The organism is Bacillus cereus group sp. RP37, from assembly GCF_040459695.1.
Taxonomy (GTDB): domain Bacteria; phylum Bacillota; class Bacilli; order Bacillales; family Bacillaceae_G; genus Bacillus_A.
The window spans coordinates 1,849,098-1,871,963 of sequence record NZ_JARVHP010000001.1 but is presented as its reverse complement, the minus strand read 5'-3'; the positions used below and the strand labels follow the sequence as shown (position 1 = coordinate 1,871,963).

The following is a 22,866-nucleotide window of genomic DNA, read 5'->3' as shown; positions in this document are numbered from 1 at the left end:
TCAACATGAAAGAGACTTTCTTTTATTCCGATTATTGATTCTTTGTAGCTGAGTTATCTGCTAAAGTAGCTGTTTTCGTCATTTTTTGACCGTTACGATAGAATGTAACTTCTACTTTCTCACCTACTTTTTTCTTTTCATATAAATATTTACGGAATTGAAGTGAATTTTCTACTTTTTGATCATCTAATGATACTACAATATCATATTGCTCTAAACCAGCTTTTTCTGCAGGTGATATTGGGTAAATTTTACCTAATACAACGCCGTTTGTTACTTCTTTCGGTACTTTCAATTGATTTACTGCATAAGCTTGCACATCTTCTAATGAAACGACACCTACTCCAAGAGCTGGACGTTTCACCACTCCGTCTTTTTCAAGTGATTCAATAACTGGCTTTGCAATATTAATTGGAATAGCAAATCCAATTCCTTCAACTTCTTGTTGTGCAATTTTACTTGAGTTAATCCCAATTATTTCACCGTTTTGATTAAATAACGCACCACCACTATTACCAGGGTTAATCGCTGCATCTGTTTGAATAACTTGAGCATTCCAATCTGCACGCTTATCGCCATCAATATCTACTGGAATTTCACGTTCTTTGCTACTAATAATACCTTCCGTTACACTTCCATCAAACCCTAGTGGGTTACCGATTGCAATTGCTTTTTCACCCGCACGAAGTTTACTTGAGTCACCTAAAGTGGCAACTTTATTTACATTAGCCCCATCAATTTCAACAACAGCTAAATCTAACCAAGGATCTTTCCCTACTAGTTTTGCATCTACCTTTTTACCATCACTTAGTTTTACAGCGAGTTTATTTGCGCCATCTACTACATGGTTGTTTGTTACAATATATGCTTTATTTCCCGCTTTTTTATAAATAACACCTGATCCTGATCCAGCTTGTTGTTCTTGGCCTGTCGGTTGCATTGCAAACGGGTCTATACTTTGTTGCATATTAATAACACCTACAACAACATCTTTCGCGCCTTCAATCATACCAGGTAAATCAGTTTCATTTTTTGCTTTATTGACCACAGGAACTACAGTACCTTCAACTTTTGAATCCGAACTGAATGATGATACAGCCGCTCCATTATTTTGAGCCCATGGCATATATGGTGCCGCAAAACTAATTGTGACAGCCCCGACTACTGCTCCAACTAAACCTGTGAAAAAATATCCTTTTTTACTACCAGATTTTTTCATTTCTCTCGTTTCGCTATGCTCTTCATTTAAATTCGGTCCGTCGTAATATCCCATGTTTTATTTCCCCTCTCTGGTGAATTCGTACTTTCAGTATAGTCACAGCCTGTGTCCTTCTTGTGAACTCATCGTGAAATCCAATTAAAAAAATACTCTTATCTATCATTGTAGACAAGAAAAGTATTTTTTGTACATTCCACCTACAAAAGAGAGTATAAATTCGCTATATCCCAAAGCCAAAGTGCATAGTAATTTAAAGGTTATTCTTCAAATTTGTAACCCACTCGAATAACAGTACCGATATGCTTCGCTTTATCTCCTAGCTTATTTCGCAGTTTTTTAATATGAGTATCAACCGTTCGGTCATCACCGTAGTAATCATATCCCCATAACTGATCTAATAAATGTTGACGTGACAACACAATTCCTTTGTTCTCCATTAAATAAACAAGAAGTTCAAATTCCTTATGTGTCAATATAATTTCTTCTCCATCGACTAAAACAGTTCTAGACAAACGATTTACTTCTATTCCCGCTAAAGACATAGCATTTTCTTCCGCTACTCCTACCACACCATCCGCACGTTTCAATAACGTCTTCGCGCGAGCTACTAACACTTTCGGACTGAAAGGCTTTGTTACATATTCATCTGCACCTAATTCGAACCCTAGTAATGTATCATCCTCATCCGAACGGGCTGTTAGCATAATAATTGGTACTGCTGATTCTTTTCTAATTCGTCTACAAACAGACCATCCATCTATTTCTGGTAACATAATATCTAACATAATTAAATCAATTTCATGCTCTGCAAATAATTCTAACGCTATTTTTCCGTCTTCTGCTTCGATTACTTCAAAGCCTTCATTACGAAAATAATCACTAACGATTTCACGTAGTCTTCTTTCATCTTCAACAAGTAATACTGTTTTATTCATATCATCTATCCCGCCTTTTTACTCTTTCAATCGAATAATACGTTGATTGGAGCTTCCGCGAAATGGAAGTGTTAAATCTTTTTTCTCGATTTCAAATCTTCCATCGACTAAAACATCCCCATAATGTAACAACTCTATCATATCATTATTTTGAGAACTCTGTATCTCTTCTAACGTATAACCTGTATACATCCATAGATTTTTTTTCAAGTCTTTCACAGCTTTTGCTACTTTTTTCACTTCAGCAGCTTGGAAAAATGGATCTCCACCTGAAAATGTTACATCAGTTAATGGATTACTTGCAATCTCGTTCACAATTTCTTCTACTGTCATTTCAGTTCCATTACAAATATTCCACGATTCCGGATTATGGCAACCGAAACAACGATGCGGACAGCCCGCAAAAAACACGACTGTCCGCAACCCTTCCCCATCGACTACACTATCATGAATGATGTTCATCACTTTCATTTATGCTTCACCCGATCCATCTCTTCACTACGTTTCGCACTATTCCACTTCGACATATCCCCTACAAGATAACCTGTTATACGGCGGATTCTTTCTATATTAGCCTCGTCTCCATTTCCGCAGCTTGGGCATTCATTTCCGATAACTCCGTGATAACTGCAGCACTTACAACGGTCAACCGGATGATTAATTGAACCGTATCCAACGCCATTCTCTGCCATCGCTTGTACAATTTGCTTTAATGCTTTTTTGTTATGCATAGCTGCTCCGTCTAGCTCAATATACGTAATATGGCCTCCGTTACATAGAGCGTGAAAAGGCCCTTCTAAACGAATTTTTTTTATCGCTTGAATGTTATAGTAAACTGGAATATGGAATGAATTCGTATAATAATTATGGTTCGTTATACCGCTAATCACACCAAATTCTTCCCTATCTTTTTTCACAAACTTCCCTGATAACCCTTCTGCAGGAGTTGCAATTACTGAGAAATTCAGTTCATATTCTTCTGTCGCTTTATCCATTCTCTCTCTCATAAAGGAAATAATTTCATACCCAAGTTTCCATGCTTCTTCATCTTCTCCATGATGCTTTCCTGTTAAAGCTACTAAACACTCCGCAAGACCGATAAAACCAAGACTTAACGTCCCTTGTTTTAAAATGGATGCTACAGAATCTTCAGGCTGTAACTTTTCCCCACCACGCCATACACCTTGTGAATAGAGAAATCGAAAATCTCTCGCTCGCTTCGTACATTGATACTCAAATCTCTCTAATAATTGCTTAATTCCTAAATCTAAGTAATAATTTAATGCTTCAAAAAATGCTTCTTTTGAACCACTAATTAATGCTAATTTCACTAAGTTGATAGACGTAAATGATAAATTGCCTCTTCCAATCGCTGTTTCTTCTCCATGTATGTTAGACATAACACGGGTACGGCATCCCATGTAACATACTTCACTTTCCGGTCGTCCATCATAATGCACTGCATTAAATGGCGCATCTAAAAATGAAAAATTAGGGAATAATCGTTCAGCCGTTGTCTCTAACGCTAATTCAAATAAATCATAGTTCGGATCAGATTCTTCAAAGTTCACACCTTTTTTCATTTTAAAAATTTGAATAGGAAAAATTGGTGTTTCCCCTTTACCAAGACCAGCTTGTGTCGCTTTTAAAAGCTGTCTAACTAGTAATCGTCCCTCTTTTGATGTGTCTGTTCCATAATTAATAGAAATAAACGGTACTTGTCCCCCGCCCCTACTGTGCATACTATTTGAATTATGAACGAAAGCCTCACACGCCTGATACGCATCATTTTCCGTTTCTTTCCATGCAAATTCTTCTATTTGTTCTTTCGTAAGCGGATATGACTGTAATCGTTTCTTATGTCTCTCTACTGTTTTTCTCACATACGGAGCTAAATCAATATCAAATAGTGCAAACGATTGACCACCGTGCTGCATATTTTGATTCGCTTGAAAAATAATAGACGAAAGAGCCAACGCACTTTTAATGTCTTGCGGTTGTCTCATATGTCCATGTCCAGTATGAAAACCATTAGCAAGCATTTGCGCTAATGGAATTTGTGAACAAGTCGTCGTTCCTGTCGCATAAAAATCTAAGTCATGTGGATATAATATATTTTGATTTATCGCTTTTTTCACTTGATCTGACAATAAATTTTCAACTGCATAATATTTCGCACTCTCTGATGCGAACGTTCCCATTACTCCCATTGGAGAGCGGCCATCTACATTTGCATTTTCTTGCATTAAATCTTGTTCATTGCCGTGGACAATTGTCTCGAAAACTTTCATTAATTCTTCTCCACGTGTATTTTGTTGTAACATTTATAACCCTCCACCAATATGTTGTTGTCTTGTGATTAAAATGTTACTACATATAGTCTTGTTGTTTCTGTGAGAAATGTAACATTCCTGTGAAATTTTTTTCACGAAATAATGAATTTTTCATTTACAAAAAAGAAATGTGCTCTTTACAAATGTATGGTACAATATACGGGAAAAACTCTTTTTACCCTTTATCAACACATTTGAATAAAGGAGACTGAACTTATGGTTACTACATATCTTTTATTTATCGTTTCCTACTTACTTGGCTCGATTCCATTTGCACTAGTCGTTGGAAAAATCGGTTATGGAATCGACATTCGTGAGCATGGCAGCGGTAATTTAGGCGGAACAAATACATTCCGCACACTAGGGAAAAAAGCAGGTTTTATCGTTACAATTGCTGACATTTTAAAAGGTACATTAGCAACAAGTCTACCGATTATTTTCGGGTTAGACGTTCACCCACTCTGGTTCGGGTTAGCAGCTGTTCTTGGACATGTGTATCCGATTTTCGCGAAATTCCGTGGTGGTAAAGCAGTTGCAACTTCTGCTGGCGTGCTATTATGCTACTCACCAGTTGTTTTTGCAATATTAGCTGTTGTCTTTTTCAGCCTTTTATTTACAACAAGATACGTATCACTTTCTTCTATGGTAACAGCTGTCGTTGCCGTTATCGCATCAATTGTTAGCGGGGATAAAATCTTCATTATTGCGATGTGTTTATTAGCAGGTATGGTTATTTATAAACACCGTGCAAATATTGGACGAATTATAAATAAAACTGAACCGAAAGCAAACTTTTCAAAAAAGCAAAAATAAGATCGTAACCCACATAACGCAAAAAGAAAACGTGAAGCATATTAATAGCGTCTTTTTGCGTTATTTTTTATACTAAAGAAAAAGCAACATAATTTGGAGGAACTATACATGAATCTTTCCGTAACAAAAGAAGCAGCACAATGGTATAAAAACGAATTAAACTTACAATCGGGTGAAACACTACGCCTTTTCGTACAATACGGCGGTTGCAGTACTGTACAAAAAGGACTTTCTTTAGGTATTCGTAAAGATGATCCTGCACATCCTGCTGTTCAGACTCAAGAAGAAGGTATTAACTTCTTTATTGAAGGCGATGATGAGTGGTTCTTCGATGGACATAATTTATCTGTTACACTTAACGACGGTGATGATTTCCCTCAATTTAATTATGAAAAATAAAAAAAGCGTGGCTTCTGCCACACTTTTTTTATTTTTTCTTAATTTCCTCATATTTCGCATACCACTCAGGATATAACTTTTTAAATGATACAGGGCGGAAACCTTCTTTTTTCGCACAAATATTCGTCGTACTTGCAGTAATACAAAGTTCTCCATCACCATTATAAATTTCATATCCATACACAACGCGAAGTGGGCTCACTGTATCAACCCATGTTTTTACGATCGCTTTTTCTCCGTAACGCATCGCTTTACGATATGAAATTTGCAAGTCTAACACAGGAGAAATAATTCCCTCTCTCTCCATTTCAACATATGAAAATCCTAAATCTTGTATAAGTTTCGTGCGACCTAGTTCAAGCCACACCAAATAATTTGAATGGTAAACAACACCCATTTGATCTGTTTCCGCATAACGGATTTCAACTTCATGTTCTGCTACAAACATATGTATTCGCCGTTGCCATAAACTTATAAAAATCTATAAATTTTGTTTATTTCCCTGTTCTACGTGTCCGATTTCACAGAAGCTACTTTCGTTTGATGTAACACTCCGAGGGCGTAAATTCGGATACAACGAATCCTACATATTAGCCGTAACTTTTTTAGATGTTAACTGGCTAATTCATACCGTGACAAATTGATAGCCGCATTTAAATCCCTATCCATTTCGTGACCACAAGTGCATTTGTATACACGGTCAGAAAGTTTTAGTTCTTTGTTGATGCTTCCACAACTGGAACACATTTTTGAAGAAGGATACCATGTATCAGCTTCTACAAATTCAATACCATATTTTTCACACTTGTATTGAATTTGTCTTTTGAACTCATATAAACACTGCTTCGCAATCGCTTTAGCTAGGTGTCTATTCTTCAGCAGACCGTTCATATGCAACGTCTCCATCACAATGCGAAATGGCTTGGTTTTCACAATTTCGCTCGTGGATTGATGAAGATGATTCTTTCTGATATTTGATAACCTTCTATGTAGTTGTCGTATCTCTTTCTCGATTTTTATAATGTTGCTTGTTTTGACAAAACGGTTTCCCTCCTTATTCATTTCATATTTACGAGAAACTTGACGTTGCAACCTACGAAGGCGTTTCTCTGCCTGTCTTACCATTTTTGTTTTGTTGATATTGTTCTTCCTCTGCCCATCAGAACAATATGCTAATTCTTTGATTCCAATATCTATTCCTAACGAAACAGCCGTTAACTTCTCTTTTGTAAACTCCTGTTCAATACCGACAGACAAATACCAATACTTACCGTCAAAGCTAATGCGTGGATTAGAGTACTTAACCCCTACAGGTAACTTTTCGGATGTTTTTACCCAACCAACTTTCTCAATCAAAACTTGTTTTTCTTTTACTTTTAACTTGACATTATCATTGTAAAAAGAGAGGTTTGCTTTCCTTCTGCTTTTGAATCGTGGTTTATCAGCCAGTCCCTTGAAAAATCGCTTATATGCTTCACAAGCATCTTTAATCGCTTGTTTGGCTATATTATTTGAAACATCGTACAACCAAGCATATTCTTCAGTCTGCTTTAATACAGTTAATTCTTTCCGTAAAAAAACGTCTGATATGAACTTTCCGCCATTCTTGTAATTCTCTTCTTGCTTCGCCAGTGTCCAATTATAAGCCCATCTTGCCGTACCAACAGATTTCCAAAGTTGCAATTCTTGTTCTTTATTCGGCTTGATTCTCACTTTCTTCGCAAGCATCATTTTCCAGCAACCCCTTAACCATCTTCTTAGCTTATTTTCCCTTGAAGATGGCAATTAGTTTGTTCTATCCTACCTGCCTTTTTTGCAAAATCACCAATTGAATATACTTTCATATTTTTCATCCCATGAAACTACTTTACCCCGGCGACAATTTTTCATCTACAAATATTTTATCACTAATTATATATTTTTGTAGATATACACTAACTGTTTCTTCCCTTCTTTCAATTCTGCTACCTTGCATACATTTAATCATAATACAGTGACATCAAAAATAAAATAAAAACAGTGAATCTTTTACCGAAAGGGGCAAGCATATGATTCAAATTGTAACTGTGCGTAGCGGTGATAGCGTATATAGCTTGGCATCAAAATATGGATCCACACCTGACGAAATAGTAAAAGACAATGGACTAAATCCAGCCGAAACACTCGTTGTTGGTCAGGCACTTATCGTTAATACGAAAGGGAATAATTATTATGTACAGCCCGGCGATAGCCTGTATCGAATTTCTCAAACATATAACGTTCCTCTCGCTAGTTTAGCTAAAGTTAATAACCTTTCATTAAAATCCATTCTCCATGTCGGACAGCAATTATATATACCGAAAGGGACAAAAAGAGCAGTAGAATCCATCGCTTATTTACAACCTTCAACAATACCGATAAAAGAAAGTTTAGTTAATGCTACGCGTGCTATTAATCCATTTTTAACATACTTAGCATACTTCAGCTTCGAGGCAAAAAGAGATGGCACATTAAAAGAACCGACTGAAACAGCTAAAATTGCTAATATTGCAACGCAAGGTAATACCATCCCTATGCTAGTTATTACAAATATTGAAAATGGAAATTTCAGTGCCGATTTGACATCAGTCATTTTACGCGATGCAACGATTCAAAACAAATTTATTACTAACATTTTGCAAACAGCTGAAAAATATGGCATGCGAGACATTCATTTTGATTTCGAGAGTGTGGCACCTGAAGATCGTGAAGCGTATAATCGTTTTTTACGAACTGTAAAAACACGCTTACCTAGCGGGTATACATTGAGTACAACGCTTGTACCGAAAACAAGTTCAAATCAAAAGGGAAAATTTTTCGAAGCTCACGATTATAAAGCACAAGGACAAATTGTTGATTTCGTCGTCATTATGACATACGACTGGGGTTGGCAAGGTGGTCCACCGATGGCGATTTCTCCTATCGGTCCTGTAAAAGAAGTACTTCAATACGCAAAATCTCAAATGCCTCCACAAAAAATTATGATGGGGCAAAACTTATACGGATTCGATTGGAAACTTCCGTTCAAACAAGGTAACCCACCTGCAAAAGCAATTAGTTCTGTCGCAGCTGTTGCACTAGCCCGTAAATACAATGTTCCTATCCGCTATGATTTCACAGCCCAAGCTCCTCATTTTAATTACTTTGACGAAAACGGTGTACAACACGAAGTTTGGTTTGAAGATTCACGGTCTGTTCAAAGTAAATTCAATTTAATGAAAGAACAAGGTATAGGCGGTATTAGTTATTGGAAAATTGGTTTACCATTCCCACAAAATTGGCGTTTACTCGTTGAAAACTTTACGATTACGAAAAAGGGCTGACATAAGTCAGCCCTTTTTGTATCACTGTTAAAAATCTACTTTTCATTTTCACTTCCATTACTTCACAAAAAAGAAGAATGATAACATTCTTCTTTTTAGCCGTTATCAACAATCGGTTGCTTACCAGTTTGATCTTGCATTTGTTTTCCTTTATTGCCACCAGCTTTTTTCGATTGCGTTCCAATTTGGTTCGGTGCAAAGTCTTTTGAATTCTTTTTCGGATTACCCATTGCTATCGCCTCCTTAACACTAGTATCGTACTAGTGTTAAGAATTATTCAGCCTGCTTAAAAAGTTTCATTTCATAACGCTTTTCAATACGCTTTTCAATACGCTCTTCAATACGATCGATTGCATCACGATCGCTTAATAATTGTTGTTTATTTTCTTTCACAAGTTCGTCAAATGATTTACGGCGACTTCTTCTCATGCTGTTCACCCTCTCTCCTTCGCTTTCTTATTACATAGTATGAGCAAACGAAAAACTCTTTAATCAGATTTGCAAGAAAATTTTATGTTTTAGTACTCATAAAAAAACTCCGTGTACACTAAATCGTACACGGAGTTTTTTATACCATAATATTCAAATATTCTTTTATCTTTTCATCTGCATTCATTTCACTTTGTTTATAATCACGTAGCGCTTGCAGTACGAAATCATACTGTTCTAAAATATAACTTTCTAATTTCAAGACATCCTCTAAGCTATTCAACATAATTCTCGTATTACCAACTTCACTTTTTAACGCTGGTTCACATTTTAAGCTTGTACATATTTCTTTCACATCATCTTCTAATATATCTGTTAATACATATTTCTTTCGTCCTGTTACCTTTACTCTCATAACCGGATAAAAAGCTTTTATATCTAAATAACTTCCTACGTTCATACAACGTAGCCATTCTACATTACGTTTATTACGTGCAAGCATTTCTTTCACCGCTTCGTATACTACGATTTCATCAAGTGAGACCTTATTTACTTTTCTCTGTCCTTCTTCTTCAATAGCTGCACACTTTTGATAAACAGCTGCACACGTAATACAATCATCAAATGCATTATGAGAACTTAAACGAATTCCAAGCATGCTCTTTAACGTTTCAAGTTTATGATTAGGCGCGTGCTTCATATATTTCTTTGCTAAAAACACAGTATCAATCACTTTGTTTTTAGGTTCCGGTAACCCAAGCATATTCACATTACTTTTCAAAAAACGCATATCAAAAGATGCATTATGAGCGACAATTACATTTGTATGTAAAAATGCTAAAAATAAAGGTAACACTTCTTCAATTGTCGGTGCATCTGAAACACGATAATTTGTAATACCTGTTAAGCTCGTTATTCGGTCCGGAATTGAACGCTCTGGATTCACATAGGAAACAAATTGATCTACTAGTTCATGATTACGATATTTCACTGCTGCCATTTGAATGATTTTGTCATTATAAGGGTTAAATCCTGTTGTTTCAAAGTCAATTACAACATAATCTAACGGTAAGGATATATTCCCCACTCCAAATACACTCCTTTATCTCTCAACGTTTATATTTCTTTTATCATATCATGAAGCTTTCACTACGTGAAAAAGAAAAGGCAGAAATGATTATATTCCATCTCTACCTTTTCACTGTTATTTTAATTTAGCAATCCGTTTCTCCATCTCTTTTTGCGTCATCGGCCCAATAAACTTATCTTGAATGACACCTTTTGTATCTATAAAATACGAAGTTGGGATCGTAATGACTTTATACGCTGTTGTTACATCAATGTTCTTGTCCAATAAAATAGGAAAAGTAATTCCTTTTTCCTTAGCAAAATTGCTTACCTTTTCTACTCCCCCACCTTTTTCTGAAGGTGTATAATTTATTGCTAAAATTTCTACATTTTCTTTATGTTCTTTATAGAAAGCCTCCATATCAGGCATTTCTTGCTGGCAAGGTCCACACCACGTTGCCCAAAAGTTTAAAATCACTTTCTTTCCTTTTAAATCTGATAACTTTACATTCGTTCCATCTAACTTCGTTAATTCAAAGTCTGGCGCACTCTTCCCTATTTCAATACCATTACTTGCAATCATCTCTTTCATAGCGGCTTCACTTTTTTCTTGCTTCCCTTGTACCGCCTGATCGTTTTTACCAAACTGTTCATAAGCTGCATATCCCGCTAAACAAAGTAACACTACAATAATCGTAAGCTTCCGCCACATTTTATATCACCCTAACGTATTTATCTTCTTATAACTTAATCACCAAAATACTATATACCTTATTTTAGCTTATACGGACAAGCTTGGAAATATTCACAGACGAAATAATTAGAATATTCTTATTTAAAGTGAAGTTTTCTCCTTTTTATCATATAATTAGAAAAACAGATGCAGTGTTTTATCTTCTTATGGACCTATTCACCTTTTTACTCTCGTAGTGATAAACCTACAACAAAAGGGGGATTGTTTATGAATTCATTCGAAAAAATCACATTATATATTCTTAGTTTTCTTTTATACCCAATCGGTATTATTACATGGATCATTTCACTCTTTAGTAAAGATCTTGAAAAAAAGAAAGTAGGGCGTATTTGTCTCTACATCTCTCTAGTCTCATTCGTCCTTTTCGTAATCCTTGGAATTGCAACTTTCCTTATGACTGCTACTTTTAATGTTGATCTGAATCATTCAGAATCTATCGAGTATCAAATTAATGACGCTGAATAAAGATAAGAGCAATGCTCTTATCTTTATTCACATCTCTGTAAAAACGAATGACTATTTATTAATTTTTCAGGACTTCCACATGCAACCATACTTCCTTCTCTCATTATGACAACACGATCTGCTAGTATTGCTTTCTCTACATCATGCGTTGCCACAATTCTCGTTACATCTCTTCCTAACCCTTCTATCATATTCCAAACCGTTTCTTGATTGCTCGGATCTAATCCCGCAGTCGGTTCATCTAAAATAATAAGATTCGGATTTAAACCAATTGCTCGCAATAATGCAAGTCGTTTTCTTTCCCCTCCTGAAAACTCTTCACCGCTTTTATGTAATACAGTTTCAATCCTTTCAGGTAAATCTCTAATAATCGGTTTCACATTTACAAGTTCAATATTTTTTCTAATTGATTTTCTAAATACTCTTCCCCGAAATACATATTCTCTTTTACTGTCGTCCGAAAGAAACGAGGTTCTTGCCACACTGTAGTCATACGAGCCTCATTACCATAATAAACAATGCTACCGTTAGATGGTTTATACAAACCTGTTATTAATTTTAAAAGCGTTGTTTTTCCTGCACCACTTTCTCCTACAATCATAACGAGTTCACCAGGATTAATTTGCAAATCAATTTTATTCATTCTGCATTTCTCTTCATCACTATCCTGAAATGAAACATTTGTTATTGTCATCCCCATCGCTCTTTCTCGATTACTATTTGCAACTCGTTTATCTAAAAAAGAAAAAACTCTATTTGCCGAGGCGGTTGCAACTTGTGTCATCATTAATAAATCGCCCACGTAACGGACGGGAAAAAAGAGCATTTCAATTGTGGCTAACACGGCAACAAGTGCGCCAACTTCCATTTCCCCCTTCATAATTTTTTGCGCACCTAGAATGAGAACAACGATATATGCTCCTGTTTCAATCACTGTTCCAACTACTCCAATACAATGTTGCATCATCGTCTTCTTTACTTCTATTTTATAAGATTGTACTGTTACTCCCTTAAATAACCGAATGGTCCATTTTTCTTTTTGTAAACTCCGTAAATCTTGTGCTCCTTTTACAAACTGTGACACCATCTCTACAACACTTGATTGATTCTTTTGAGCAATGCTTGCAATATTCCTTACCTTTTTCCCCATCAACATCGGAACTGTTGCACTTAAAAACAAAAACGGAGTTACCCACAATATGAATTCTATATCTATATGTTGTAGAGCTATGAACGCACCTACAAATTGCGCAATGGCGTGTATATATTCTATTAATATAGAACCATATAATCTGACCCAATTCGGAATATCAGACACAACTAACGTCTCTAACTCTCCTTGTTTGATTTTCTCACTCTCTTCAAACGGTAAAGAGAAAAAATGACGCAATACATCTATACGCTTCTCTCGTAATATTCGCTGACTTGCTTTGGAGCTTACATAATCAAATGAAAGATTGTTTATCCACATCAACAAGCGACTTGCTGCAAACAAAGTAATGTAAAGATACGCTCCCTTTAGCTCTCGTTGAATCAGGTTATCTACAATTAGCCCCATGAATAGTGGACGGGATAAGTTTAAAATAGCCGCAAAGAGTCCACTGCATACAGCTGCTATTACTAACATTTTTTCTTTCTGTAACGGTAACAATATTTTTTTATATTCTTTCATGACGTTTCCTCCACTTCTTATAGTAAAAAGAAAGGGATGAAACCAAATGGTTTCATCCCTTTCCATAAAATAAGGAAGCTAACAGTTGTTAGCTTCCTTATCGTTCATTTCAATTATTTAGTTCGACACTTTAGATTCTTCAATTTTCTCACGAAGAACCATTTGCAGAATACCACCGTGACGGTAGTAGTCAATTTCAACTTCACTATCGAAACGAGCTACAACTTCAAATTGTTTTTCGTTGCCATCTACATCAGTTGCAACTACTTTTACAAGATCGCGTGGTCTAACTGTTTTGTCAATTTGAATTTCAAATGACTCGTTACCAACAAGACCTAATGTTTCAGCACTTTCGCCGTCTTTAAATTGAAGTGGTAATACACCCATTAATACTAGGTTACTACGATGAATACGCTCGAAGCTTTCTGCGATTACTGCTTTAATACCTAATAAGTTTGTACCTTTCGCAGCCCAGTCACGAGAACTTCCCATACCGTAATCTTTACCAGCAACTACTAGAAGGCCTGTGCCATCTTCTTTATATTTCATAGCAGCATCATAGATTGACGTTACTTCACCAGTTGGCCAATATGTTGTGTATCCGCCTTCTGTTCCTGGTGCGATTTGGTTTTTAATACGGATGTTCGCGAATGTACCACGCATCATAACTTCGTGGTTACCACGACGAGAACCGTAAGAGTTAAAGTCAACTGGTTGTACGCCGTTTTCTAATAAGTAGCGTCCAGCTGGTGTATGCTTACCAATTGAACCTGCTGGTGAAATATGGTCTGTCGTTACAGAATCTCCAAATTTACCAACTATGCGTAAACCTGATAACGTTTCAACTTCACCTGGCTCTTTAGATAATCCTTCGAAGAACGGTGGATTTTGAATGTATGTTGAATCATTATCCCAAGTATATAGAGCTTCATTTGAAGTTTGGATTTCATTCCAGCGCTCATTGCTGTTAAATACTTGTGCATATTCTTTCTTGAACAGTTCAGATGTAACAACGTTTTGAACTACATCTTCAATTTCTTTAGCTGATGGCCAAATATCGTTGAAGTAAACAGCATTGCCATTTGCATCTTTACCGATTTCATCATTTTTCAGGTCAATATCAACAGTACCTGCAAGTGCATATGCCACAACAAGTGGTGGTGATGCCAAGTAGTTCGCTTTTACAAGCGGATGAATACGACCTTCAAAGTTACGGTTACCAGATAAAACAGATGTTACTAATAAATCATTTGCTGCGATTGCTTCTTCTAATTCCTCGGCTAACGGACCAGAGTTACCGATACAAGTCGTACAACCGTAACCAACTGTTTGGAAGCCTAATTGATCTAAATATGTTGTTAAACCTGATTTATCTAAGTATTCAGTAACAACTTTAGATCCTGGCGCTAATGATGTTTTTACGTACTCAGGTACTACAAGCCCTTTTTCAATTGCTTTCTTCGCAACTAGACCTGCCCCAATTAATACGTATGGGTTTGATGTATTTGTACAGCTTGTAATTGCAGCGATTGCAATTGCACCTGTTTTCATCGTTACTTCTTTATCTTCTAATGTAACCTTCACTTCTTTATCGAACTCCTGCTCATTAAATCCAAGTCCTTGTGTTCCAACTGGTGCTACAACAGCTTTGTGGAACGCATCTTTCATATCTGAAAGTGGAATTAAATCTTGTGGGCGTTTCGGTCCAGAAAGGTTAGATTCAATTGTATTTAAATCAATTTCAACAAGATCAGTGTAAATTGGATCTTTGCTGTCTGCTGTATAGAATAAACCGTTCGCTTTACAATATTCTTCAACAATGCGAATTTGCTCTTCATCTCTACCTGTTAAACGTAAGTATTCTAATGAAATATCGTCAATTGGGAAGAATCCACAAGTTGCGCCGTATTCTGGTGCCATGTTTGAAATTGTTGCACGGTCAGCTAAAGGCATGCTCTTTAGTCCATTACCGAAGAACTCAACGAATTTACCCACTACACCTTTTTGACGTAATACTTGTGTTACTTTTAATGCAACGTCAGTTGCTGTCGTACCACTTGGAAGTGTACCAGTTAATTTCACACCGATTACTTCAGGTACTGGGAAGTATGAAGGCTGTCCAAGCATTCCTGCTTCTGCTTCAATACCACCAACGCCCCATCCAAGAACGCCGATACCGTTAATCATTGTTGTATGTGAGTCTGTTCCAACTAATGAATCTGGGTATGCAACTAAGTCACCTTCAGCATTTTTCACAGCGTGAACAACCGGTGCTAAATATTCAAGGTTTACTTGGTGTACAATACCTGTAGCTGGTGGAACTGCACGATAGTTATCAAATGATTTTTGTGCCCAGCTTAAAAATTTATAACGTTCTTCATTACGTTTAAACTCTAAGTCCATGTTGAATGCAAGCGCGTCTGCCGTACCCGCTCTATCAACCTGTACAGAGTGGTCAATTACAAGGTCTACAGTAATTTCTGGATTAATTTTATCAGGATCTCCGCCCATGTCTGCCATTGCTTTACGAAGCGAAGCCAAATCTACAACAGCTGGAACACCAGTGAAATCTTGTAAAATTACACGAGATGGTTTAAATGGAACATCGATATCTTGCACATCTTTCGTTCCCCATTTCGCTAAATTTGTAACATGTTCTTCTGTAATTACACGTCCGTCTACTTGACGTAGTACTGATTCAAGTAAAACTTTCACGGAATATGGTAATTGAGATACGTTGCCAACCCCTGCGTTTTCAAGCGCTTTCAAATCATAATAATGATACGTTTTTCCATCTACTTCAAAAGTTGCACGTGATTGAAATGGATTATGTTTGACCATTATGTTTCCCCCCTGTTAAACGTGACTAAGTTGTCTGAATATAAAATGTAGACAAACTTTTCAATACCTTACGATAATATCTTATTACAACTTTCTAAATAAGTAAATAATAAGAAACTTATAGATTATCATAAGTTTTCTTTATGTTTCTAAATTTGAATAGTGTTCATGCTCCTTATGAATACTATTACCATAAAGTAAAGTGCTCTATTAGCGCTTTACTTACAGTTCATACATACTATGAACTGCTCATCATTCAACATACAAAAAATATTATAGAGGTGAAATGAAATGGGTAAAAGAAAAGCAAATCATACTATTTCAGGAATGAATGCGGCACCTGCACAAGGACAAGGAACTGGTTACAATGAAGAATTTGCAAACGACCCTTTAACTCCAGCAGAACGACAAAATAATAAGAAACGCAAAAAGAACCAGTAACGAAAAATCCCAAAAGGTCCATTTTCCTTTTGGGATTTTTTCTAATGTTTATAACGTAATAATTCTGAAACCGTTACAAATCGATATCCTTGCTTTTTCAGCTCAGGTAAAATTTTCGCTAGCGCTGCTACTGTTTGACTACGATCATTCCCTCCATCATGTAACAATACGATATCTCCACTTTTAGCATTTTTCACTACATGATTTACAATAGATTCAACCCCTGGATTTGCCCAATCACGTGGGTCTTGATGCCACGACCATAGAACAGTTTGATAACCAGCTTCTTTCGCTGTTTTAAATACAGCATCGTTAATATATCCGCCAGGAGGACGGAATAGCAAAGGTTCTTTCACCCATTTTTTAAAATATTTCTTTCCATCTAAAATATCATTTTCTAATTTTTCATCTGATGAATTACTCGCATACAAATGATTCATCGTATGATTTCCAATTTCATGTCCCTCTTTTAAAACTTGTTTCACCAAATACGGATTACGCTGAACTCGAAATCCAATCATAAAAAATGTCGCTTCTGCTTTATATTGACGTAATAAATTTAAAATTTGTGGTGTATAAGTTGGATCTGGTCCATCATCAAATGTAATGGCAATAATCTTTTCATTATTAGGTACTTCCCATGTTACATAGCCAGTTGGTTCTAGCTCTTTTCTGAGCAACATTTTCGCTTCCACTTTTTCAACTTGAAATATATGTACTGCGCATAATAAAGAAAGAACGAATAGAAAAATTTTCTGTTTTAGCATAACGTTCGTCAAAGTAATAAGGTTGTCGAATACACAACGACCTCATTTACTTTTCTAATTGATCTACATTTCGCATAATGTTTTGGAGATTATTTTCGTATTGCTCAAGTTGTGGGCGTTGTGTTTCTGAAGCTACTTCTAACGCATTTTGAATCTGTTCATACGCCTCCTGAACCTCTTGGCGTAACTCTTTTAAATCATGACCGTAGTTTGGATCATTTTTTACAATGTTGTTAAATGCATGTTCTGCTTGTGTGACTCCTTGCTGCGCTGCTTGAAAAGCTTGTTGTTTATCTTTATGATATGGCATTATATAATCCCCTTTCCATAATAGTTAGTCCCATTTATCTTTACCTTTTTTTCTAAAAACATTCTCGTATAAATTTGCAAACTTCTCTCATTCTAAAGAGAAAGAGGAGGTGTCACATACAATGGGAAAAAACAATCGTGAAACGAAAGAAAAAAAGGGACAACCTGAACCATTAAGCGGATCTCATAAAGTAAAAAACCGTAACCATTCACGCCAAAAAAATCATGCGCATCATGATATGTAAACCAAAACAATCACACTAGCTACCTTTACCACATACAATATTTATATTTTTCCATTTATTCTTCACCCCTACTTCATTCATGCATAACATAGTATGAATTGAGATTTTACGGAGGGTGTCTTACATGGGCAAGAAAAAGAAGGATTGTCTTTTTCATGTTGATGGTTTCGAGGAATGGATGGATCAATTTTGTTCTGATTCTTGTAGTAACTTTAGTTTCCCAAATCAAATTCATATTGATCTTTGTGAAACTGAACAAGAATACATTTTGGAAACAGATGTACCAAATATAACTGAACAAAACGTAGTCATTAAAAAGATGGAGACAGGCCTAAACATTTGCATACTTCACAAAAACACTTCTTTACAGCGGACTATTCCTTTACCCGCTAATATCATTTATAAGAAGATGCTAGCCTGCTCAGAAAATGGATTTTTAGCCATTCATATTTCAAAAAATGAAGTTGCTAATGAGCATGAAAAAAAAGTTCTTTTTCAAATTGAGAATTAAAATAAAGTAAAACTTTAATCAATAGGAGTTTTACTGCTCGCAAATAGCGGGATAAATACAAAAATAAGCCCCAGTCATCTGCTGGGGTTTATTTTATTTCGCATGTATTTCTAAATTACAATTTCTATCATACCTTTTTTTCAATAAACCTTTTGTAACTAAAAGTACGGGAAATGCTACAGTTGAAAATATAGCTAACGCTGAAAACACTACAAACCCATTTTGATACCCGTAGTAATCGAGAAGTACTCCCCCGAACCAAGGACCAATTACTGCTCCAATTCCTGAAAATCCCATCGCTCCAAAATATGTTCCTTTTAAATGCGAAACAGCTATATCATCTATAAACACATCCGTCATTGAAAACATGAGAACTTCTCCAATTGTAAAAATAATTGTACACATGGCAGCACCTAGTGTAGATTCTACTATTCCAAATCCAAACAATCCTCCGCTCACAAATAAAGTTCCAGTCATAATGGATACTAACGGTGTATACTTTTTACACATTTGAATAACAGGGTATTGAATTACTACTACAACAATCGCATTTAAAGCTAACATATACGAAAACAATTTCACTCCATCTTGAAATATATGTGCATTTGCAAAATATTGAGATACTGTTGTCGTTAAGTGTGAAAAGCCACAATTACTCAAAATAATACCGACTACAGCAACTAAAAATACGACATCCTTCCGCAATATACGAACTGCATTTAACATGGTGACAGGCTTTTCTATCTTTACTTTCTTTTTTTCAATTGGATACTTCTTAAATTGGAATGCTAATATAGCTGTATATAGAATATATACTCCAGCTGCGACTAAAAAAGGAATTGTAGATTTTGCGCTTCCAATCTGTAATCCGACAAGTGGACCAATCGCTACTCCAACATTTATTGCACCGTAACGTAAGTTATATACGAGTAAACGATACTCTGGTTTCGTTAAATCTGATAATAATGCTCTTGACGTAGGTTCAAAAAAGGACCTACATAATCCATTCAAAGCATTTAATAAAAAGAAACTTAAAACATGATTTGCAAACGAAAAGCCTATAAATACAAACACCCAAACAATCATGGACCATATTATAATCATATTTCGGCCGAATCGATCCGATAAATTCCCCCCAATAAAACTAGCAAAAACTCCAACAAGTGCACTCGTTCCGATAATAGCACCCGTCATTCCAGCTGATACACCTTTAACAGTTGTTAAATAAATTGCTAAAAAAGGAATGCTCATTGACGTAGCGAACCTCGCAAATAAAGTTCCTATTATAATTGTCATTCCTAACGGATGAATATTTTGCAACTTCCCCTTCATCTTCAAACCTTCTCTCCCAATTCTCACATAAAAAAAGAAAGCAAAGGATCTGCTTTCTTTTCCCTTTTTATACTTGAGCTGTTGATACCCGAGCTGTTCTCGTTATGTCCATATCTATGCCATATGTAAACTGTAATTCTTTACAAACATCTTTAATTAAAATTGCGACATTATATTTCTCATTAAATTGTAAAACGATGTTTTCTACTTCTTCATATGTATACTTATATTCCCCTGTAATGACACTTTTTAAATCAAAGCATTCATTTATACAAAGTTGCACAAGTAGCTGGTCATATTTCTCTATTACATCTTCTTTCTTCCATAGTAACTCTTTTACATATAACCGATCAAACTTCACACTTTCTCGATTACAATCCGTTAAAATCCGGGTCATTTCATTTAATTCTCGATACAATTCAGAAATATTTTTACTTAAACTAAGCAGTTTATCTACGCCGTTTTCATATAACATATTCATTCCACCCCCGCATTTTCTTTTTCTTATTATAGCAAGAAAATTCTAAAAATAGTTTCTTTCTTCTGAAATATTAGGAAACTAATTTCAATTGCTTTACAATGAAACTAGCGAACACGAAAGGGGAAAGAAAATTGGAGCAAAAATTATATTACACTGACGCTTATAAGCAAGACTTTACTACTAAAATTTTAAAGCAAGATTATGATAAAGACGGTAACTTATACGTTGTTTTAAACGAAACAGCATTTTATCCGACAGGTGGCGGGCAGCCCCATGATACTGGAACTTTAAATGGCATTGCTGTATTTGGTGTTGAAGAAGTCGACGAAGAAATCCGCCACTTCATTACAGAACAATTACATACAGAAGAAGTAGAAGGTAAAATCAATTGGGAGCGTCGGTTTGATCATATGCAGCAGCATACAGCTCAGCACATTTTATCTGCTGCTTTTTGGGATCATTTTAACATACCTACGATCGGATTCCACCTTGGAAAAGAAACGGTAACAATTGATTTAGAAACAGAAAATCTGCATGCAGAAACGGTCGAAAAAGCGATACAAATTGCAAACAAAATTGTTTTTGAAAACCATCCCATCCGCATCGAGTGGATGAACTTAGAAGCAGCAAAAACTTTACCCCTTCGTAAAGAACCGACTATGACAGAAAATATACGCGTTGTTATTATCGAAAATTTGGATTATAACGGCTGTGGCGGAACACACCCGAAACGTACAGGTGAAGTAGGTCCTATTCAAGTACTTGGGTGGGAGCGCAATAAAGGTGGCATACGATTAACGTTTATCGCTGGCTGGCGCACACTTAAATTAATGGGGCAACAACAACAAATTATGAAAGATGTTTCTAAACAATTAAACAGTAGCGAGAGTGATATTCCAGCAAAAATAGCACAACTTCTTACTTCTCAAAAAGAAAACGAAAAAGCAATACAAACAATGAATGAAAAATTATTATATGCAGAGGCAAATGAACTACTGCAACAACCTGCAGAAATACATGCTGGCATACTTATTTCTAAAGTATTTACAAATCGTTCTATGCAAGAAATCGCAAAGCTTTCTGCTATTATTACAGAACAACAAGAGCATGCCCTTACATATTTCGTCATTGAAAATGATGACAAACTACAATGCATCCTCGCTTGCGGAAAAACAGTCACGCTTGATATGAACGCACTTTTAAAAGATGCTCTTCCTGCAATTGAAGGAAAAGGCGGCGGAAATAAAAAGAGTGCGCGCGGCGGCGGAAAAGCGGTTATGACTGGGGACGAGTTTTTAAATCAACTTGTGTCTTCTTTACAGTCCGCAGTATAAAACATGTTTATGAAGGATAGCTAACTGCTATCCTTCAACTATATTTACAGGCCTATATTTTGTTTCAACCCTTGATAGCTCCCTGCATTTGCAAACCCCTCACTTACCAGTTTTATAAAAGATTCAGAAAAACCATAGTGACTTAATTCTTTAATCGGTACCATTTGCACATCATGAATCGGATTATGATCAAACTCGTTAGAAGGTAGCATAATTTCACCTTCAATCCTTTCAAGCAAAAACGTAATATGTAATAAAGATGGGCTAGCATCTGGTTTATCACAAACATAGAGTAGCTTCTTAATTTTAACTTCTAACCCTGTTTCTTCTCTCATTTCTCGAATCATCGCTTCTTCTAACGTTTCACCATTCTCTACCCTTCCCCCAGGTAAAGACCAATTGCGGTTAGCCACTTTTTGCTTTACTAGCAATACCTTCTCATCTTCAATTAAAATTCCCGTAACACGAACTTGCATTACATTTTCCATATATAATCTCCTCTTCCCGTTATATTTACAAATTAACCCTTCCGCAAAAAGAACATATGTTTTATAATTAAAGAAAATTATGGAAGAAAGTAGTTGGTACATCTATGCGTCCATCTCTAACAAAGTCTATATCACTTGAAGATTTCCAAAACTATTATTGGTTAAAAGCAGAACTCCAAACATTTTGTCGTGAGCATGGTTTGCCAGCTAGTGGCTCTAAGATTGAAATAACCGAGCGTATCTCACATTATTTAACTACTGGTAAAACATTTAAATACAGCTCTGGTCAAAAGGTGAGTAAAGCTTCCCTCTCTTATAAAGACCTTTCTCTTCAAACGATTATTACTAACAATCACCGCTGTAGCGAAGATGTTCGTGCCTTTTTCAAAGAAAAAATCGGAGCAAACTTCCGCTTTACAGTAGCTCTTCAAAAGTTTTTTAAAGAGAATGTCGGAAAAACATATGAAGACGCGATAACGTTTTGGTATGAAGAAAACAAACGAAAAAAAGATCCTACATACAAAACAACTATCAGCGCGCAGTTTGAATACAATCGTTTCACTCGCGACTTTTTTGAAGATCCAAATAATAAAGGAAAATCAAAAGCTGACGCTATCGCTGCTTGGAATGAAATAAAAGTAAAACCCGGTAGCAACGCTTATGTTCCTCAAAAAGTAGAAAACTAGTCC

25 protein-coding genes and 1 pseudogene are annotated in these 22,866 nt (G+C 35.9%); 9 read left to right on the top strand and 17 right to left on the bottom strand.

The annotated features are described in order from the left end of the window. Positions 1-31 precede the first annotated feature (31 nt). The 4 genes from QCI44_RS09925 to QCI44_RS09910 form a co-directional block, all read right to left on the bottom strand. On the bottom strand, positions 32-1,273 hold the full coding sequence (locus QCI44_RS09925; RefSeq protein WP_016135136.1) for a S1C family serine protease: 1,242 nt from the start codon (positions 1,271-1,273) through the stop codon (positions 32-34). A gap of 203 nt (positions 1,274-1,476) precedes the next feature. Continuing rightward, the gene (locus QCI44_RS09920; RefSeq protein ID WP_001044675.1) at positions 1,477-2,154 is read right to left on the bottom strand and encodes a response regulator transcription factor; all 678 of its coding nucleotides are present in this window, start codon (positions 2,152-2,154) and stop codon (positions 1,477-1,479) included. Between the two features lie 18 nt (positions 2,155-2,172). Further along, entirely contained in the window at positions 2,173-2,625 is a 453-nt protein-coding gene (gene nrdG, locus QCI44_RS09915) for an anaerobic ribonucleoside-triphosphate reductase activating protein (RefSeq protein WP_016086826.1), read from the bottom strand. Beyond that, the gene (locus QCI44_RS09910; protein ID WP_016086825.1) at positions 2,622-4,478 is read right to left on the bottom strand and encodes an anaerobic ribonucleoside triphosphate reductase; all 1,857 of its coding nucleotides are present in this window, start codon (positions 4,476-4,478) and stop codon (positions 2,622-2,624) included. Before QCI44_RS09910 ends, nrdG begins: the two co-directional genes overlap by 4 nt. A gap of 225 nt (positions 4,479-4,703) precedes the next feature. Here QCI44_RS09910 and plsY point away from each other — a divergent pair, with 225 nt between their 5' ends. After that, positions 4,704-5,300: a glycerol-3-phosphate 1-O-acyltransferase PlsY gene (gene plsY, locus QCI44_RS09905; RefSeq protein WP_016086824.1), complete on the top strand. Its 597-nt coding sequence runs from the start codon at positions 4,704-4,706 to the stop codon at positions 5,298-5,300. Between the two features lie 108 nt (positions 5,301-5,408). Next, the gene (locus QCI44_RS09900) at positions 5,409-5,699 is read left to right on the top strand and encodes a HesB/YadR/YfhF family protein (RefSeq protein ID WP_001054451.1); all 291 of its coding nucleotides are present in this window, start codon (positions 5,409-5,411) and stop codon (positions 5,697-5,699) included. 28 nt (positions 5,700-5,727) lie between these two features. Here QCI44_RS09900 and QCI44_RS09895 read toward each other — a convergent pair whose 3' ends face one another. Together QCI44_RS09895 and QCI44_RS09890 are read right to left on the bottom strand one after the other, a co-directional pair. After that, positions 5,728-6,147 (bottom strand): acyl-CoA thioesterase, encoded by a 420-nt coding sequence (locus tag QCI44_RS09895; RefSeq protein ID WP_016086823.1) that lies wholly within the window; start codon positions 6,145-6,147, stop codon positions 5,728-5,730. A 164-nt stretch (positions 6,148-6,311) separates the two neighbouring features. Next, on the bottom strand, positions 6,312-7,430 hold the full coding sequence (locus tag QCI44_RS09890; RefSeq protein ID WP_033659744.1) for an RNA-guided endonuclease InsQ/TnpB family protein: 1,119 nt from the start codon (positions 7,428-7,430) through the stop codon (positions 6,312-6,314). 317 nt (positions 7,431-7,747) lie between these two features. Between QCI44_RS09890 and QCI44_RS09885 the strand changes: the two genes are divergently transcribed. Continuing rightward, complete coding sequence (locus QCI44_RS09885) at positions 7,748-9,040, top strand: glycoside hydrolase family 18 protein (protein WP_000614842.1); 1,293 nt, start codon at positions 7,748-7,750, stop codon at positions 9,038-9,040. Between the two features lie 95 nt (positions 9,041-9,135). Here QCI44_RS09885 and sspN read toward each other — a convergent pair whose 3' ends face one another. The 4 genes from sspN to QCI44_RS09865 all read right to left on the bottom strand — a co-directional run bounded on the left by sspN (position 9,136) and on the right by QCI44_RS09865 (position 11,249). Next, positions 9,136-9,270, bottom strand: a complete 135-nt coding sequence (gene sspN / locus QCI44_RS09880) for an acid-soluble spore protein SspN (protein ID WP_000527988.1) — start codon at positions 9,268-9,270, stop codon at positions 9,136-9,138. Between the two features lie 43 nt (positions 9,271-9,313). Continuing rightward, on the bottom strand, positions 9,314-9,469 hold the full coding sequence (locus QCI44_RS09875; protein ID WP_016135138.1) for an FbpB family small basic protein: 156 nt from the start codon (positions 9,467-9,469) through the stop codon (positions 9,314-9,316). 139 nt (positions 9,470-9,608) lie between these two features. Next, positions 9,609-10,556: a 3'-5' exonuclease gene (locus QCI44_RS09870; RefSeq protein ID WP_016086821.1), complete on the bottom strand. Its 948-nt coding sequence runs from the start codon at positions 10,554-10,556 to the stop codon at positions 9,609-9,611. Positions 10,557-10,673: 117 nt separating this feature from the next. Next, positions 10,674-11,249, bottom strand: a complete 576-nt coding sequence (locus tag QCI44_RS09865) for a TlpA family protein disulfide reductase (RefSeq protein WP_016086820.1) — start codon at positions 11,247-11,249, stop codon at positions 10,674-10,676. 249 nt (positions 11,250-11,498) lie between these two features. On the opposite strand from QCI44_RS09865, the gene QCI44_RS09860 reads away from it, so the two are divergent. Continuing rightward, positions 11,499-11,756, top strand: a complete 258-nt coding sequence (locus tag QCI44_RS09860; RefSeq protein WP_016135139.1) for a hypothetical protein — start codon at positions 11,499-11,501, stop codon at positions 11,754-11,756. A gap of 23 nt (positions 11,757-11,779) precedes the next feature. On the opposite strand, the pseudogene QCI44_RS09855 reads toward QCI44_RS09860, so the two are convergent. Both QCI44_RS09855 and acnA read right to left on the bottom strand, forming a co-directional pair. After that, a pseudogene (locus QCI44_RS09855) lies at positions 11,780-13,428 on the bottom strand (ABC transporter ATP-binding protein). A gap of 117 nt (positions 13,429-13,545) precedes the next feature. Continuing rightward, positions 13,546-16,269, bottom strand: a complete 2,724-nt coding sequence (acnA, locus tag QCI44_RS09850) for an aconitate hydratase AcnA (RefSeq protein WP_016135142.1) — start codon at positions 16,267-16,269, stop codon at positions 13,546-13,548. Between the two features lie 291 nt (positions 16,270-16,560). Between acnA and sspO the strand changes: the two genes are divergently transcribed. Then, a complete protein-coding gene (gene sspO, locus QCI44_RS09845; protein WP_016086816.1) occupies positions 16,561-16,710 on the top strand; it encodes a small acid-soluble spore protein O in 150 nt (49 codons plus the stop codon). Positions 16,711-16,751: 41 nt separating this feature from the next. Here sspO and pdaB read toward each other — a convergent pair whose 3' ends face one another. Continuing rightward, positions 16,752-17,477 carry a polysaccharide deacetylase family sporulation protein PdaB gene (gene pdaB, locus QCI44_RS09840; protein WP_098405149.1) on the bottom strand — a complete coding sequence of 242 codons (726 nt, stop codon included), beginning with the start codon at positions 17,475-17,477 and terminating at the stop codon, positions 16,752-16,754. 46 nt (positions 17,478-17,523) lie between these two features. Next, a complete protein-coding gene (locus QCI44_RS09835; protein ID WP_001146292.1) occupies positions 17,524-17,787 on the bottom strand; it encodes a hypothetical protein in 264 nt (87 codons plus the stop codon). Positions 17,788-17,908: 121 nt separating this feature from the next. Here QCI44_RS09835 and QCI44_RS09830 point away from each other — a divergent pair, with 121 nt between their 5' ends. After that, positions 17,909-18,031, top strand: coding sequence for a small acid-soluble spore protein P (locus QCI44_RS09830; protein WP_016086814.1), 123 nt, complete (start codon positions 17,909-17,911; stop codon positions 18,029-18,031). A gap of 124 nt (positions 18,032-18,155) precedes the next feature. Next, a complete protein-coding gene (locus tag QCI44_RS09825) occupies positions 18,156-18,542 on the top strand; it encodes an Hsp20/alpha crystallin family protein (protein ID WP_016086813.1) in 387 nt (128 codons plus the stop codon). A 93-nt stretch (positions 18,543-18,635) separates the two neighbouring features. On the opposite strand, the gene QCI44_RS09820 is transcribed toward QCI44_RS09825, so the two are convergent. Together QCI44_RS09820 and QCI44_RS09815 are read right to left on the bottom strand one after the other, a co-directional pair. After that, entirely contained in the window at positions 18,636-19,874 is a 1,239-nt protein-coding gene (locus QCI44_RS09820; protein WP_016086812.1) for an MDR family MFS transporter, read from the bottom strand. Between the two features lie 67 nt (positions 19,875-19,941). Next, the gene (locus QCI44_RS09815) at positions 19,942-20,349 is read right to left on the bottom strand and encodes a hypothetical protein (RefSeq protein WP_000965133.1); all 408 of its coding nucleotides are present in this window, start codon (positions 20,347-20,349) and stop codon (positions 19,942-19,944) included. A gap of 137 nt (positions 20,350-20,486) precedes the next feature. Between QCI44_RS09815 and QCI44_RS09810 the strand changes: the two genes are divergently transcribed. Next, entirely contained in the window at positions 20,487-21,689 is a 1,203-nt protein-coding gene (locus QCI44_RS09810; RefSeq protein ID WP_148667365.1) for a DHHA1 domain-containing protein, read from the top strand. A 44-nt stretch (positions 21,690-21,733) separates the two neighbouring features. On the opposite strand, the gene QCI44_RS09805 is transcribed toward QCI44_RS09810, so the two are convergent. Beyond that, on the bottom strand, positions 21,734-22,177 hold the full coding sequence (locus QCI44_RS09805) for an NUDIX hydrolase (RefSeq protein ID WP_016086810.1): 444 nt from the start codon (positions 22,175-22,177) through the stop codon (positions 21,734-21,736). Between the two features lie 104 nt (positions 22,178-22,281). Between QCI44_RS09805 and QCI44_RS09800 the strand changes: the two genes are divergently transcribed. Next, positions 22,282-22,863: a DUF6434 domain-containing protein gene (locus tag QCI44_RS09800; RefSeq protein ID WP_016135146.1), complete on the top strand. Its 582-nt coding sequence runs from the start codon at positions 22,282-22,284 to the stop codon at positions 22,861-22,863. Positions 22,864-22,866 lie beyond the last annotated feature (3 nt).

Bases quoted from the DNA above. Each gene is read 5' to 3' on its own strand.
- QCI44_RS09925 (WP_016135136.1), bottom strand. From the start codon at position 1,273: ATGGGATATTACGACGGACCGAATTTAAATGAAGAGCATAGCGAAACG.
- QCI44_RS09920 (WP_001044675.1), bottom strand. From the start codon at position 2,154: ATGAATAAAACAGTATTACTTGTTGAAGATGAAAGAAGACTACGTGAA.
- nrdG (WP_016086826.1), bottom strand. From the start codon at position 2,625: ATGAAAGTGATGAACATCATTCATGATAGTGTAGTCGATGGGGAAGGG.
- QCI44_RS09910 (WP_016086825.1), bottom strand. From the start codon at position 4,478: ATGTTACAACAAAATACACGTGGAGAAGAATTAATGAAAGTTTTCGAG.
- plsY (WP_016086824.1), top strand. From the start codon at position 4,704: ATGGTTACTACATATCTTTTATTTATCGTTTCCTACTTACTTGGCTCG.
- QCI44_RS09900 (WP_001054451.1), top strand. From the start codon at position 5,409: ATGAATCTTTCCGTAACAAAAGAAGCAGCACAATGGTATAAAAACGAA.
- QCI44_RS09895 (WP_016086823.1), bottom strand. From the start codon at position 6,147: ATGTTTGTAGCAGAACATGAAGTTGAAATCCGTTATGCGGAAACAGAT.
- QCI44_RS09890 (WP_033659744.1), bottom strand. From the start codon at position 7,430: ATGATGCTTGCGAAGAAAGTGAGAATCAAGCCGAATAAAGAACAAGAA.
- QCI44_RS09885 (WP_000614842.1), top strand. From the start codon at position 7,748: ATGATTCAAATTGTAACTGTGCGTAGCGGTGATAGCGTATATAGCTTG.
- sspN (WP_000527988.1), bottom strand. From the start codon at position 9,270: ATGGGTAATCCGAAAAAGAATTCAAAAGACTTTGCACCGAACCAAATT.
- QCI44_RS09875 (WP_016135138.1), bottom strand. From the start codon at position 9,469: ATGAGAAGAAGTCGCCGTAAATCATTTGACGAACTTGTGAAAGAAAAT.
- QCI44_RS09865 (WP_016086820.1), bottom strand. From the start codon at position 11,249: ATGTGGCGGAAGCTTACGATTATTGTAGTGTTACTTTGTTTAGCGGGA.
- QCI44_RS09860 (WP_016135139.1), top strand. From the start codon at position 11,499: ATGAATTCATTCGAAAAAATCACATTATATATTCTTAGTTTTCTTTTA.
- acnA (WP_016135142.1), bottom strand. From the start codon at position 16,269: ATGGTCAAACATAATCCATTTCAATCACGTGCAACTTTTGAAGTAGAT.
- sspO (WP_016086816.1), top strand. From the start codon at position 16,561: ATGGGTAAAAGAAAAGCAAATCATACTATTTCAGGAATGAATGCGGCA.
- pdaB (WP_098405149.1), bottom strand. From the start codon at position 17,477: ATGCTAAAACAGAAAATTTTTCTATTCGTTCTTTCTTTATTATGCGCA.
- QCI44_RS09835 (WP_001146292.1), bottom strand. From the start codon at position 17,787: ATGCCATATCATAAAGATAAACAACAAGCTTTTCAAGCAGCGCAGCAA.
- QCI44_RS09830 (WP_016086814.1), top strand. From the start codon at position 17,909: ATGGGAAAAAACAATCGTGAAACGAAAGAAAAAAAGGGACAACCTGAA.
- QCI44_RS09825 (WP_016086813.1), top strand. From the start codon at position 18,156: ATGGGCAAGAAAAAGAAGGATTGTCTTTTTCATGTTGATGGTTTCGAG.
- QCI44_RS09820 (WP_016086812.1), bottom strand. From the start codon at position 19,874: ATGAAGGGGAAGTTGCAAAATATTCATCCGTTAGGAATGACAATTATA.
- QCI44_RS09815 (WP_000965133.1), bottom strand. From the start codon at position 20,349: ATGTTATATGAAAACGGCGTAGATAAACTGCTTAGTTTAAGTAAAAAT.
- QCI44_RS09805 (WP_016086810.1), bottom strand. From the start codon at position 22,177: ATGGAAAATGTAATGCAAGTTCGTGTTACGGGAATTTTAATTGAAGAT.
- QCI44_RS09800 (WP_016135146.1), top strand. From the start codon at position 22,282: ATGCGTCCATCTCTAACAAAGTCTATATCACTTGAAGATTTCCAAAAC.